This window comes from Micromonospora sp. WMMD1082 (assembly GCF_029626175.1).
Classification (GTDB): Bacteria; Actinomycetota; Actinomycetes; order Mycobacteriales; family Micromonosporaceae; genus Micromonospora.
Window position 1 is genome coordinate 5,009,243 of record NZ_JARUBM010000002.1, and the last position, 13,227, is coordinate 5,022,469.

Annotated in this window: 5 protein-coding genes; 2 read left to right on the forward strand and 3 right to left on the reverse strand. The window is 71.4% G+C overall.

The window, feature by feature from the left end; genetic code table 11:
• Nucleotides 1–87: 87 nt before the first annotated feature.
• Entirely contained in the window at nucleotides 88–5,595 is a 5,508-nt protein-coding gene (pulA, locus tag O7615_RS23125) for a pullulanase-type alpha-1,6-glucosidase (RefSeq protein ID WP_278179889.1), read from the forward strand.
• 82 nt (nucleotides 5,596–5,677) lie between these two features.
• Here pulA and O7615_RS23130 read toward each other — a convergent pair whose 3' ends face one another.
• From O7615_RS23130 to O7615_RS23140, 3 genes are all read right to left on the reverse strand, one after another.
• Nucleotides 5,678–7,297: a hypothetical protein gene (locus tag O7615_RS23130; protein WP_278179890.1), complete on the reverse strand. Its 1,620-nt coding sequence runs from the start codon at nucleotides 7,295–7,297 to the stop codon at nucleotides 5,678–5,680.
• Between the two features lie 323 nt (nucleotides 7,298–7,620).
• Nucleotides 7,621–9,318: a right-handed parallel beta-helix repeat-containing protein gene (locus O7615_RS23135; RefSeq protein ID WP_278179891.1), complete on the reverse strand. Its 1,698-nt coding sequence runs from the start codon at nucleotides 9,316–9,318 to the stop codon at nucleotides 7,621–7,623.
• A gap of 307 nt (nucleotides 9,319–9,625) precedes the next feature.
• Nucleotides 9,626–11,107: an aminopeptidase P family protein gene (locus tag O7615_RS23140; protein WP_278179892.1), complete on the reverse strand. Its 1,482-nt coding sequence runs from the start codon at nucleotides 11,105–11,107 to the stop codon at nucleotides 9,626–9,628.
• A gap of 135 nt (nucleotides 11,108–11,242) precedes the next feature.
• Here O7615_RS23140 and asnB point away from each other — a divergent pair, with 135 nt between their 5' ends.
• Nucleotides 11,243–13,204 carry an asparagine synthase (glutamine-hydrolyzing) gene (asnB, locus tag O7615_RS23145; protein WP_278179893.1) on the forward strand — a complete coding sequence of 654 codons (1,962 nt, stop codon included), beginning with the start codon at nucleotides 11,243–11,245 and terminating at the stop codon, nucleotides 13,202–13,204.
• The last annotated feature ends 23 nt before the right edge of the window (nucleotides 13,205–13,227 follow it).

Genomic DNA, 13,227 nt, shown 5'->3' on the forward strand with positions numbered 1-13,227 from the left:
TTGTTGCGGGCGTGTTTGCAAGGTATTGCAGAATGTTTCCGCAAGAGCTAGCGTGCGGGCCATTCAGCGACCAGAGGAAGGCCGTCGATGAAACCCCCGCCGACAGTGCGCAAGGCCGTGCTCGCCCTCGTCTTCCTACTCACCCTCACCCTGGCCGGCACGCCGGTCGCGACGAACCCCGCCGCCGCGGCCGGCGCGGCGCCCGGCACTGCCTCGCCCGGCGCCGGTGCGGCCGGCGCCACCGGCGCGGTCACCTGGAACACCGAACCCTCCGCCGCGGCCCTGCTCGCCGCGGGCGGCAGCCGGACGAGGGCCGAGCAGTTCTACTTCGTCCTGCCGGACCGGTTCGCCAACGGCGACCCGCGCAACGACCGGGGCGGCCTGACCGGAGACCGGCTGCGCACCGGGTACGACCCCACGGACAAGGGGTTCTACCAGGGCGGTGATCTCAACGGGCTGATCGACCGGCTCGACTACATCGAAGGGCTGGGCACCACCGCCATCTGGCTCGCCCCGGTGTTCACCAACCGCCCCGTGCAGGGCACGGGCGACGACGTCTCGGCCGGCTACCACGGCTACTGGATCACCGACTTCACCCAGGTCGACCCGCACTTCGGCAGCGCGGCCGAGCTGAAGAAGCTGGTCCAGCTCGCGCACCGGCGCGGCATCAAGGTCTACCTCGACGTCATCGTCAACCACACCGCCGACGTGATCCGCTACGTCGAGGACCGCTACGACTATGTCGACAAGGGCACCGCGCCCTACCGCGACGCGCGGGGCCGGCCGTTCGAGGACCGCAACTACGCCGACGGCAGCCGGGCCTTCCCCGCGGTGGGCACGGACTCCTTCCCGTACACCCCGACCTTCGAGACCCCGGCCGACGCGAAGGTCAAGGTCCCGGCGTGGCTGAACGACCCGACCATGTACCACAACCGCGGTGACTCGACCTTCGTGGGGGAGAACAGCGAGTACGGCGACTTCTTCGGCCTCGACGACCTGTGGACCGAGCGTCCCGAGGTGGTCCGCGGCATGACGAAGATCTACGCGGACTGGGTGCGGGCCACCGGTGTCGACGGTTTCCGGCTGGACACGGTCAAGCACGTCAACATGGACTTCTGGCCGCAGTTCAGCCAGGGCGTCAACCAGGCGGCGGCCCGCGCCGGCAAGAAGGACTTCTTCATGTTCGGCGAGGTGTACAGCGCCGACCCGGAGATCGCCTCCAGCTACGTCCGCCAGGGCGGGCTGCCGGCCACCCTGGACTTCGGCTTCCAGGAGGCGGCGCGGAGCTTCACCGCCAACGACGGGGCCGCGACGGCGCTGGCCGAGGTGTACGCCCGCGACGACCTGTACGCCGCCCGGGACACCCACGCGGGCCGGCTGACCACCTTCCTCGGCAACCACGACATGGGCCGGATCGGGGCGTTCATCGCGAACGGCCCCACCGACCCGGCCACCCACCTGCGCCGCGACCAGCTCGCCCACGAGCTGATGTTCCTCACCCGGGGGCAGCCGGTGATCTACTCCGGCGACGAGCAGGGCTTCACCGGTGCCGGCGGGGACAAGGACGCCCGGCAACCGATGTTCGCCTCGCGGACGCCGGACTACCTCGACGACGACCTGCTCGGCACCGACCGTACCCACGCGGTCGACCAGTTCGACCGCGCGCACCCGCTCTACCGGAGCATCGCCGAGCTGGGCCGGCTGCGCCAGGCGCACCCGGCCCTGCGCGACGGCGTGCAGGTCACCCGGTACGCGGCCGACGGCCCTGGCGTCTTCGCCTTCTCCCGGTTCGACCCGGACAACCGCACCGAGTACGTGGTGGCGGTCAACAACGCCACGAGCGCGCAGACTGTCACGGTGGACACCTGGTCGGGCGGCGCCACCTTCACCGGCATCCACGGCGCCACCGGCCGGACGGCTGCCGCCGGTGACGGCACCCTGACCCTGACCGTGCCGCCGCTGTCGGCAGTGGTGCACCGGGCCGGCACGCCGGTCGCGCTGCCCACCGCCACGCCGGGTCTCACCCTCACCGGCCTGGACGAGCCGGTGGCCACCCGGGCCGAGGTGACCGCCCGGGTCACCGGTGATCCGCTGGCCACCGTCACGGTCGCCGCCCGGGTCGGCGGCGGGACGTGGACCCTGCTCGGCTCGGCCCACCGCGCGCCGTACACCGTGCATCACGACCTGGCCGGCCTGCCCGCCGGCACGAGGGTCGAGTACAAGGCGGCGGTGCGCGACGGCCGGGGGCGCACCGCGACCACCCGCGCCACCGCCACGGTGGGCACCCCCGACCAGTCCGGCTCGTCCCGGGACTGGCTGGTGGTGCACCACCAGCGTCCCGACGGCGACGACACCGACTGGGTGCTGTACGCCTGGGGCGACATCGACCCGGCGTACGCCACCGAGTGGCCGGCGGGCCAGCCGTTCGCCGGTGCCGACGACTACGGGCGGTTCGCCTGGGTGAAGCTCAAGCCGGGCGCGACGTCGGTCGGGTTCCTGGTGGTCGACGCCGACGGCAACAAGGACGTCGACAACGACCGGATCGTCGACGTGACGCAGACCGGTGAGGTCTGGGTCAAACAGGGCGACCCGGCGACCTACCAGACCCGGGAGGAGGCCACCGGCGCCCCCGCGCCCCCGGTAGAGGAGGGTACGGCGGTGATCCACTACCACCGGCCGGACGGGAACTACGACGGCTGGGGCCTGCACCTGTGGGACGGCGCGGCCAGCCCCACCGACTGGGCGAACCCGATGCCGCCGACCCGGATCGACTCCTTCGGCGCCGAGTTCCGGGTGCCGCTGGCCGAGGGGGCGACGGGGCTCAGCTACATCATCCACTCCGGTGACGACAAGGATCTGCCGCAGGACCAACGGCTCGACTTCGCCGACGCCGGCCGGGAGGTGTGGTTGGTCGCCGCGACACCGGGCCGGCTGCTGCCCGCGACGGCCACCGGCACCGGTACGGACACCGACATCAGCCGGCAGCGGGCGCACTGGATCGACCGGTCCACCGTCGCCTGGCGCACCGGCCCCACCGACGGCCGGGCGTACGCGCTGGTGACCGCCGCTGCCGGCGGGGTGAGCGTGGTCGACGGGGAGCTGGTCGGGGCGTACCGCGAACTGCCGTTGGCGGCGCAGCGCAACGGGCTCACCGAGGCCCAGCGCGCGGCGTTCCCGCACCTGTGGGACCACCGGGCGTTCACGCTGGACCGGCGGGACCTGGCCGAGGTGCCGGCGGCGCTGCGCGGGCAGCTGCTGGTGACCGAGCGGGCGGCCGACGGCACCCTGCTCGGCGCCACCGGTGTGCAGATTCCGGGGGTGCTCGACGACGTGTACGCCCCGGCCACCTCCGCCCGGCTCGGCGCGACCTTCACCGGCGGTGTGCCGACCCTGGCGGTCTGGGCGCCGACCGCCCGGACGGTGTCGCTGGAGCTGTTCGACTCGCCCACCGCGACGCCGCGCACGGTGGCGATGCGCCGCGACGACCGCACCGGCGTCTGGTCGGTACGCGGTGCCCGCGACTGGACCGGCGCGTACTACCGCTACCGGGTGCAGGCGTGGCAGCCGGCGGCGCAGCGGCTGGTGACCGCCTCGGTGACCGACCCGTACTCGGTGGCGCTGGCGGCGGACTCCACGCACAGCCAGATCGTCGACCTGACCGACGAGAGGCTGGCCCCGGCCGGCTGGGCGAGGCTGCGCAAGCCGGCGGCGGTGCCCCCGGCCAAGGTGCAGATCTCCGAGCTGTCGGTGCGCGACTTCTCCATCGCCGACCGCACCGTGCCGGCCGACCGGCGGGGCACGTTCCTCGCCTTCACCCACCCGGGCACCGCCGGGATGCGGCACCTGACGGCGATCGCTGACGCCGGGGTGACCCACCTGCACCTGCTGCCCGCGTTCGACTTCGCCACCATCCCGGAGCGGCGGGCCGACCAGCGGCAGCCGGACTGCGACCTGGCGGCCCTGCCGCCGGACTCGGAGCGGCAGCAGGAGTGCGTCGCGGCGGTGCGGGACACCGACGGCTACAACTGGGGGTACGACCCGCTGCACTACACCGTCCCGGAGGGCGGGTACGCCGTCGACCCGGAGGGCGCCCGGCGCACCACCGAGTTCCGGCAGATGGTCGCCGGGGTCAACGCCGCCGGCCTGCGGGTGGTCATGGACGTGGTCTACAACCACACCTCGGCCGCCGGCACCGACCCGAAGTCGGTGCTCGACCAGATCGTCCCCGGCTACTACCACCGGCTGCTCGACGACGGCACGGTGGCCACCTCCACCTGCTGCGCCAACACCGCGCCGGAACACGCCATGATGGGCAAGCTGGTGGTCGACTCGCTGGTCACCTGGGCGAAGGCGTACAAGGTGGACGGTTTCCGCTTCGACCTGATGGGCCACCATCCGAAGGCGAACATCCTGGCGGTGCGCGCCGCGCTGGACCGGCTGACCGTGGCCCGCGACGGGGTGGACGGCAGGGCGATCCTGCTCTACGGCGAGGGCTGGAACTTCGGCGAGGTCGCCGACGACGCCCGGTTCGTGCAGGCGACGCAGGCCAACATGGCCGGCACCGGGATCGGCACGTTCAACGACCGGTTGCGCGACGCGGTACGCGGCGGCGGCCCGTTCGACGACAACCCGCGCCGGCAGGGCTTCGCCTCCGGATTGTTCACCGACCCCAACGGCGACCCGGTCAACGGCCCGGCGGCCGAGCAGCGGGCCCGGTTGCTGCACCAGCACGACCTGGTCAAGGTCGGGCTGGCCGGCAACCTGCGCGGCTACCGGTTCACCGACTCGGCGGGCCGGGCGGTGACCGGCGCCCAGGTCGACTACAACGGCTCACCGGCCGGCTACACGGACGCGCCGGGGGAGTCGGTCACCTACGTCGACGCGCACGACAACGAGATCCTGTACGACGCGCTGGCGTACAAGCTGCCGCAGGCCACCTCGGCCACCGACCGGGCCCGGATGCAGGTGCTCGCCCTGGGCACGGTGGTGATGAGTCAGGGTGCGGGCTTCGTGACCACCGGCACGGAGCGGCTGCGGTCGAAGTCGCTGGACCGCAACTCGTACAACTCGGGGGACTGGTTCAACCAGATCCGCTGGGACTGCACCCAGGGCAACGGGTTCGGCATCGGCCTGCCGGCGGCCGAGGACAACCGGGACAAGTGGCCGTACGCGAAGCCGCTGCTGGCCGATCCGTCGCTGGTGCCGGACTGCGCGGCGGTCGCGCTGACCGACACCCGGTACGCGGAGCTGCTGCGCATCCGGGCCTCCTCGCCGGTCTTCGGGCTGCCCACCGCGCAGGAGGTGCAGCGACGGGTCGCCTTCCCGCTGTCGGGCCGGGACGAGACACCGGGGGTGCTGACCATGACCCTCGACGCCCGTGGCCTCGGCGGCGCGTGGCGGTCGGTGACGGTGGTCTTCAACGCCACCCCGACGGCCGCGACGCAGCGGGTCACCGGGCTGCGCGGGGCGGACGTCACGCTGCATCCGGTGCTGCGTGGGTCGGCCGATCCGGTGTTGCGAACGGCCTCGTTCGAGAAGTCCAGCGGCACGTTCACCGTGCCGGCGCGCAGCGTGGCGGTCTTCGTCCAGCGTTGACGAACCGGCCCCCTTCCGCGGTTGCGGAAGGGGGCCGGTCTGCGTTACCCGGTCGGGTGGCCGGTGGCCGCCCGCCCCGCGATCAGCCGAAGCAGCGCGGGACCGGAGTCAGCGTGCCTTCGCAGTTGGTCGGCTTGTTGGCCGTGATGGCCGACTTGTCGTCCACGTTGACCTCACCGCCGAAGGCGAACACGCCGCCCGGGCGGAGGGTCGCGAAGTTGTGCGCGACCTTCGTCTTGTCGAGGTCCACCTCGCCGAAGAGGGTGAAGATACCGCCGCCGACGCCCAGCGGGCCGACGGCCCGGTTGTTGGTGATCTCGCTGTTGCGGAAGGTGACCGCACTGAGGGCGTTGAACACGCCGGCGCCGAAGAAGCCGGCCTTGTTCGACGCGACCTCGCTGTGTTCGACGTTGGCGATCGCGCCGAACGCCAGGGCGATGCCGCCACCGACCCCGACCGTGCTGTTCGCCGCGACCCTGACGTGCGTCAGCTCGATGTTGCTCTCGCCCGCACCGGTCACGCCGCCGCCGGCCAGGACCGCGGTGTTCTCGATGATCTTCGAGTGCTTGACGGTGGTGGTGCCCTCGATGTCGAGGAGGCCACCGCCGAAGCCGAGCACCTCGTTGCCGGCGATCTCGGTCTTCTCGATCAACGTGGTGCCGCCGGTGATGTCCGGACGGAAGATGAAGGCCGCGCCGTTGGCGATGCCGCCACCGCCGATGATGGCGTCGTTGTTGAAGACCTTCGACTCCCGCACCTGCAGCACGCCGGCGTTGAAGATGCCGCCGCCGTAGAAGAAGGCGGTGTTGTCGGCGACCGTGGTGTGGTAGAGGCTGGCCTTGCCGAAGTTGGCCAGGCCGCCCCCGACGCCACCGGCCTGGTTCGCCAGGATGTGGGTCTCCTCGAACTGCGCCGTCCCGCCCGGCTGGACCAGCACGCCGGCCCCGTCGGTCGGCTCCGGCTGGGCCAGCACCGACACCCCGCCCGTGGCCTGCTTGGCCTTGAGCGCGACGCCCTTGGGCTCGGCCCGCAACAGCGGCAGGTACTCCTTGCCGGCCTCGCCGGCCCGGGTCGCCTCGACCGAGTTGGAGAACCGCGACCAGACCGCCTCCGGGGTGTCGCCGTTCACCGGCGCCTGGACGGTCTGGCCGCCCTTGATGGTCAGGCCCTTCACGGTCAGGTGCCCGCCCCGGCCCACGTTCAGGATCCGGAAGTTGGTGGCCGTGGCGTCCCGGACGATCTTGGTATCGTGTCCCTTGAGGACGACGTGCTCCTCGATCGTCGGCAGGCCGTTGCCGAACCCGTCGGACCGGGTCAGCGTGTAGGTGCAGTCCTTGGCCAACTCCAGTACGCCGCCGTGGTTCTCGTTGGCGAAGATGATCGCCTGGATCAGCTTGTCGGAGTCGCAGGGCACCTCCTTCCCGCGATTCTTCTTGTCGTCGTACCGACCGCGGTCGTCGTCCTTCTTGCCCTTGTGCCCCTCGCGGCCCTCCGCGCCCTGGTCACCGTCCTTGCTGACCTGCGCCGTGGACCAGCGGAGACTGTCGCTGCCGACCGCGCCGGCACCGGTGGCGATACCGACGGCGGCGATGCTGACCACGCCGGTGAGACCGGCGACGCCACTGGCGAGCCAGAGCTTGCGGCGCCGCTTGGGCGTCGCCTCCGGCTCGCTGGCGTTGTTCTTAGCTAGGTAGTTGGACATCGGAGCTCTCTGCCCTCTCGTCGTACCAGACAGGGTCGTCACGCACAGGCGAGCGTCCCCTGCTACAAATCGGTTGTAGCTCCCACAAGCACCGTATGAGAAGGTTCCTCGCCTCGGGGGCATATCCGAAACAAGCCCACATTCGGTGCGCACCGGGCGGGGTAGCCCCTGGAGGGCCCGGAGGGGCGGGAAGGTGCGCAACGGGGCCGAGTGCGCCCCACGCGGACGAAAGTGCGTCCCGGCCGAGCGACCAGGGCTCCCCCGCGCCGCGGGGGAGCCCCTCTATGTGGTCGTGCTCTCGGATGTCGTACGCAGCTGCGTGGTCAGCCGAAGCAGCGGTCCGGTACGACCGGGCTGCCCGCGCAGTTGGTCGGCCGGTTGCCGATGACGGCGGACTTCTGGTCGATCTCCACGCTGCCCTCGTTGCGGATGCCGCCGGGCGGCCGTACGGAGAAGTTGTCCGCGACCTTCGACCGCTCCAGCCGGAGCTGTCCCTCGTTGACGATGCCGCCACCCACCGAGGTCTGCCCGACCGCCCGGTTCGCCACGACCTCGCTGTCCCGCAGGATGGTCGTGCCGCCGAAGAGGCCCAGGCCGCCGGCGGAGTGGGTGCCGACGTTCTCCGTGATCTTGCTGTGCTCGATCAGGACGGTGCTGTCGACTACGGTCGCCAGGCCGCCGCCGTCGTCGGCGGTGTTGCGGGCCACGAGGACGTGCTCCAGAGTGACCTTGCTCGGTCCCAGCGCGAGCAGGCCGCCGCCCTGGAACTGGGCGCTGTTGTCGACCACCTCGCTCTGGCTGAGCGTGGTGGTTCCCCGGAAGTCGAGGACCCCGCCGCCGAGGTGGCTGGCCCGGTTGCGGCTGATCGTGCTCTTCCACACCCAGACCGTGCCGCCCTGGACCGTGTCGTACAGGGTGTCCTGGCCGTTGCCGATGCCGCCGCCGGCGATGGCGGAGTTGTTGGCGACGACCTTGGATTCCTCGACCCGCAGCACCCCGGCGTTGAACACCCCACCGCCGACCCCGTCGGCGCTGTTCGCCTCGACCAGGGTGTACGCGATCCGGGTGGTCCCGTAGTTGGCGATGGCGCCACCGCGGTCTCCGGCGTGGTTCAGCACCAGCTGGCTGTGCTCGATGTCGGCCCGCCCGCCGCGCTGGACGAGGATCCCCCCGCCGTCGCTCGGCCCGGCATCGGCCAGCGTCGTCACCCCGCCGGCACCCGGCGCGGCCGGGCTGGCGGGCACGACCGCCTTCGGTGCGGCGGCCTTCGGCGCTGCCGTTTTCGGGACCGCCGCTTTCGGTGCCGCTGCTTTCGGTGCCGCTGCCTTCGGTGCTGCCGCCTTCGGTGCTGCCGCCTTCGGTGCGGCCGCCTTCGCGGTGGCCTCCGACGCGGTCGCGTTGCCCGGGGGCGGGGGCAGGGCGGGTGCCGTCTGGCCGCCCTTGATGGTCACGTTCTTCAGGGTCAGGTGCCCGCTACGGCCGACGTTGAGGATCCGGAAGAGGTCGGCGTTCGCCGCCCGGACGATCTTCGTGTGCTGGCCCTTCAGCGTGATCGCCTGCGTGATCACCGGCAGGCCGTTGCCCGCGTCCGAGCGGGTCAGCTCGTAGGTGCACCCCTTGGCCAGGTCCAACGCGCCGCCGTGATTGTTGTTGGCGTACTCGATGGCCTGGATGAGCTTGTCGCTGTCGCAGGGCACCTGCCGCGGCGCTTCCTTGCCACGGCGTTCGTCCGCCGAGCCGTCGCGGCCGCTCCACTCGGCGCCCCGGTCGCCCTCGTCCCCGCCCTTGGCGGCGTCCTGCTTCGGCGCGGCATCCTGCTTCGGCGCGGCCGCCGGCTTCGCGTCCGAGGTGCGGTCCTGGCCGCCGGACTTCTGGTCCCGGGCGGCGACGCCGCCGAGCGCGGCCAGGCCGACGACCCCGGTCAGCCCGGCCACGCCCGCGGCCACCCAGAGTTTGTGTCGTCGTCGTCCCGGTGGGGCCGGAGGCGGCCCACCGTAGGAGGTGATTACGTCATCAGACATCAGAGCCTTCCGCCCTTTCCTGCTACCAGAATGGCCCGCACCACCATGAACCGGTGCGAGCAGCTACAAATAGGTTGCAGCCTCTGACGACCACCGTATGAGAAGGTTCCTCGCGAGAGGGATGTATCCGAGAAAACCCCGCATTACGCCCCGATCGGGCATCAGTGCGTCATCTCGCCGGACCCGGCCGAAAGCGGGTTACCAGGGCAGACGCCGGTCTGAGGGCGCACGAAGGGCGGGCTCCCGCCGAAAGCGACAACCTCGTCGCCTCCGGCGGGAGCCCGCCCGCTCCGTCGTGCCGCCGGGCTCAGCCGGGCAGGCGCGGTCCCGCCTCGCGCTGCTCGGCCAGCCAGCTCTCCACCTCGTCGGCCTGGCGCGGCAGGCCCGCCGACAGGTTCACCGCGCCGGAGGTGGTGACCAGGACGTCGTCCTCGATCCGGATGCCGATGCCGCGCAGCTCCTCGGGGACCAGCTCGTCCTCCGGCTGGAAATACAGCCCCGGCTCGACGGTGAGCACGTATCCCTCGCCCAGGGTGCCGTCGCGGTAGTTCTCCTTGCGGGCGTTCGAGCAGTCGTGCACGTCGATGCCGAGCATGTGCCCGAAGCCGTGCAGCGTCCACCGTCGGTACACCGTCGAGGACTCGTCCATCGCCTCGTCCACGCTCACCGGCAGCAGCCCCAGGTCGGCCAGCCCTTCGGCGAGCACCCGCATGCAGGTCAGGTGGACGTCCTTGAACGTCACGCCCGGCCTGACGGCGTCGATGCCGGCCTGCTGTGAGGCGTACACGATGTCGTAGACCTGGCGTTGCAACGGGGTGAACCGGCCGGCGACGGGCAGCACCCGGGTCACGTCGGCGGTGTAGAGGTGGCGCCCCTCCACGCCCATGTCCATCAGCAGCAGCTCACCCGGCCGGGTGACGCCGTGGTTGTGCACCCAGTGCAGGATCGTGGCGTGCTCGTTGGCCCCGACGATCGAGCCGTAGCCGACGTCGTTGCCGTCGTGGCGGGCACGCAGCGCGAAGATCCCCTCCAGCAGCCGCTCCGAGACACCCCGGTCGGCCGGCAGCACCCGGGCCACGTCCTCGAAGCCGCGCACCGTGGCGTCGATCGCCTCCTGGAGCTGGGCGATCTCCCATTCGTCCTTGACCAGCTTCAGCTCCGAGACGGCGATCGCCAACTCGCGGTCGCGGGCCGGTTGGCCCTCCTCGCGGGGCCCGTCCCAGGGGCGCACGGCGGCGTCCACCCGGGCGTCGAGGCCGCGCAGCACCCGGGTACGCGCGGGTGCCAGGCCGGCCAGCGCCGCGTCCAGTTCGGTCAGGTCGGCGGTGGGCAGGCCCAGCTCCGTCGACTTCTCCGTGAGGGTGTGCCGCCGGCCCACCCACAGCTCGCCGTGACGGCTGCGGAAGAACTCGTCCGTCTCCCGGGACGAGCGGGGGCGCATGTACAGGGTGGCGTCGTGACCCGAGCCGTTGGGCCGCAGCACCAGGACCCCGTCCGGGTCGTGATCGCCGGTGAGGTACGCGAAGTCGCTGCCCGGTCGGAACCGGTACTCGGTGTCGTTGGCGCGGACCTTCTCCCCGCCGGTGGGGATCACCAGCGTCTCGCCCGGGAAGGCCGCCGAGAGGGCGGCCCGGCGCTTGGCGTAGTTCGGCACCTCCGGTCGCGGGCCCACCGGCAGGGTGGTGTCCCGCCAGCCCTGCCGCATGAACGACAGGAACGCCGGTGGGAAGTCCGGGTCGTGCGACTCGGTGCCCTCGGCCGGCTTGCCATCGGTGCGTTCCTCGGTCATGCCCCGCTCCCTTCGCCGCTGTTGCTGGTCCCGACGGTACCGCGAACCCGGCTCGGATCGAGCCGGCGGTCGCCGTCGGCGACGAGGCCGGCAGTGCCGCAACGCCCGTACCGGACGCGTGGAAAGATGACGACCATGTGCGGACTCCTGGCTTTCTTCAGTGCGCGCGGCGACGCCGCCGCCCACCGCGACAACATCGCCGGGGCGTTGGAATGCCTGCACCACCGCGGCCCGGACGAGACCGGTGTCGAGGTGGTCGGGGACGCCTCCGGCCGGTACGCGGACGGGGTGTTCGCCCACAAGCGCTTGGCGATCATCGACGTGGCGCTCAGCCACGAGCCGCTGCCCTACGCCGACGGGCGCTACCTGCTGACCTTCAACGGCGAGATCTACAACTACATCGAGCTGCGCGAGGAGCTGATCCGCGACTACGGGGCCCGGTTCGCCACCAATGGGGACGGCGAGGTGATCGTCGCCGGCTACCACTACTGGGGCGAGCAGGTGCTCACCCGGTTGCGCGGGATGTTCGCCTTCGTCATCTGGGACCGGCAGGAGCGCCGCGCGTTCGGCGCCCGCGACTACTACGGCATCAAGCCGCTGCACTACCTGGAGACCGCCGACGGGCTCTACCTCGCCTCGGAGAAGAAGGCCCTGCTGCCCTTCGCCCAGTCCGCCTACGCCGGGGACGCCGGGGTCGACACCGCGAACCTCAGCCACTACCTGACCCTGCAGTACGTCCCCGAGCCGGGCACCCTGCACAGGGGGATCAGCCGGATCGGTTCGGGTGAGTACCTCACCTGGACGCCGGGCGGGCGGATCGAGGTGCGGCGCTGGTACCGCCCGGTGTTCCGGCCGGCCCCGGTCTCCGACGAGCAGAAGCTCTACCACGAGATCCGGGAGACGCTGCGCGAGAGCGTCCGCATGCACATGCGCTCCGACGTGCCGGTCGGCTCGTTCCTGTCCAGCGGGATCGACTCCACCGCGGTGGTCGCGCTCGCCCGGGAGTTCAACCCGAACATCCTCACCTTCACCGTCGGCTACGACGTGCCGGGCTACTCGGAGATCGACGTCGCCCAGGATTCGGCCCGCCACCTCGACGTGACCACCATCCCGACGAAGATCGGGCCGCAGGACATGATCGACGCGCTGCCGAAGATCGTCTGGCACCTGGACGACCCGGTCGCCGACCCGGCGCTGGTGCCGCTCTACTTCGTCGCCAAGAAGGCCGCCGAGCACGTCACCGTGGTGCTCTCCGGTGAGGGTGCCGACGAGTTCTTCGGCGGGTACACGATCTACCGCGAGCCGCTGTCGCTCAGCGGCGTCAACGGGCTGCCCGGCGGCGTGCAGAAGGGGCTGCGGGCGGTGTCCAAGGCGATCCCGCAGGGGGTCAAGGGCAAGAGCTTCCTGGAGCGCGGCACCACGCCGATCGAGGAGCGCTACTACGGCAACGCCCGGATGTTCACCGAGGAGGAGAAGCAGCACCTGCTGCGCCGCTACGACCCGTCGGTGCGCTACACCGACGTCACCGCGCCGATCTACGCCGAGTGCGGCGAGCTGGACGACGTCACCAAGATGCAGTACGTCGACCTCTACACCTGGCTGCGCGGCGACATCCTGGTCAAGGCGGACCGGATCTCCATGGCGCACTCGCTGGAGGTGCGGGTGCCCTTCCTGGACCGCGAGGTGTTCGAGGTGGCGGCGAAGATCCCGGTCGAGCTGAAGCTGCCGCCGCGTTCCGACGCCACCAAGTACGCCATGCGCCAGGCGTTGCAGGGCGTGGTGCCGCCGGCCATCGTCAACCGTAAGAAGCTGGGCTTCCCGACCCCGACCCGGGTCTGGCTGCGCGGCGAGATGTACGAGTGGGCCCGGCACGTGCTGACCACCTCCGGGGCCGGCGACCTGCTCGACCTGTCGTACGCGCTGCGCCTGCTGGAGGAGCACAAGCGGGAGGAGTTCGATCACTCCCGCAAGGTGTGGACGGTGTTGATCTTCTGCATCTGGCACGCGATCTTCGTCGCCAAGACGCTCGACCCGGGCATCCAGCGCAACCAGTCCGCCCTGCTCACCAAGCCCGTCGTCGGCTCCATGGTGCGCTGACGGCGAACGGACAAGCGGAAGGG

Coding starts and splice junctions, on each gene's coding strand:
- pulA (WP_278179889.1), top strand. CDS start 88: ATGAAACCCCCGCCGACAGTGCGCAAGGCCGTGCTCGCCCTCGTCTTC.
- O7615_RS23130 (WP_278179890.1), bottom strand. CDS start 7,297: ATGTCCAACTACCTAGCTAAGAACAACGCCAGCGAGCCGGAGGCGACG.
- O7615_RS23135 (WP_278179891.1), bottom strand. CDS start 9,318: ATGTCTGATGACGTAATCACCTCCTACGGTGGGCCGCCTCCGGCCCCA.
- O7615_RS23140 (WP_278179892.1), bottom strand. CDS start 11,107: ATGACCGAGGAACGCACCGATGGCAAGCCGGCCGAGGGCACCGAGTCG.
- asnB (WP_278179893.1), top strand. CDS start 11,243: ATGTGCGGACTCCTGGCTTTCTTCAGTGCGCGCGGCGACGCCGCCGCC.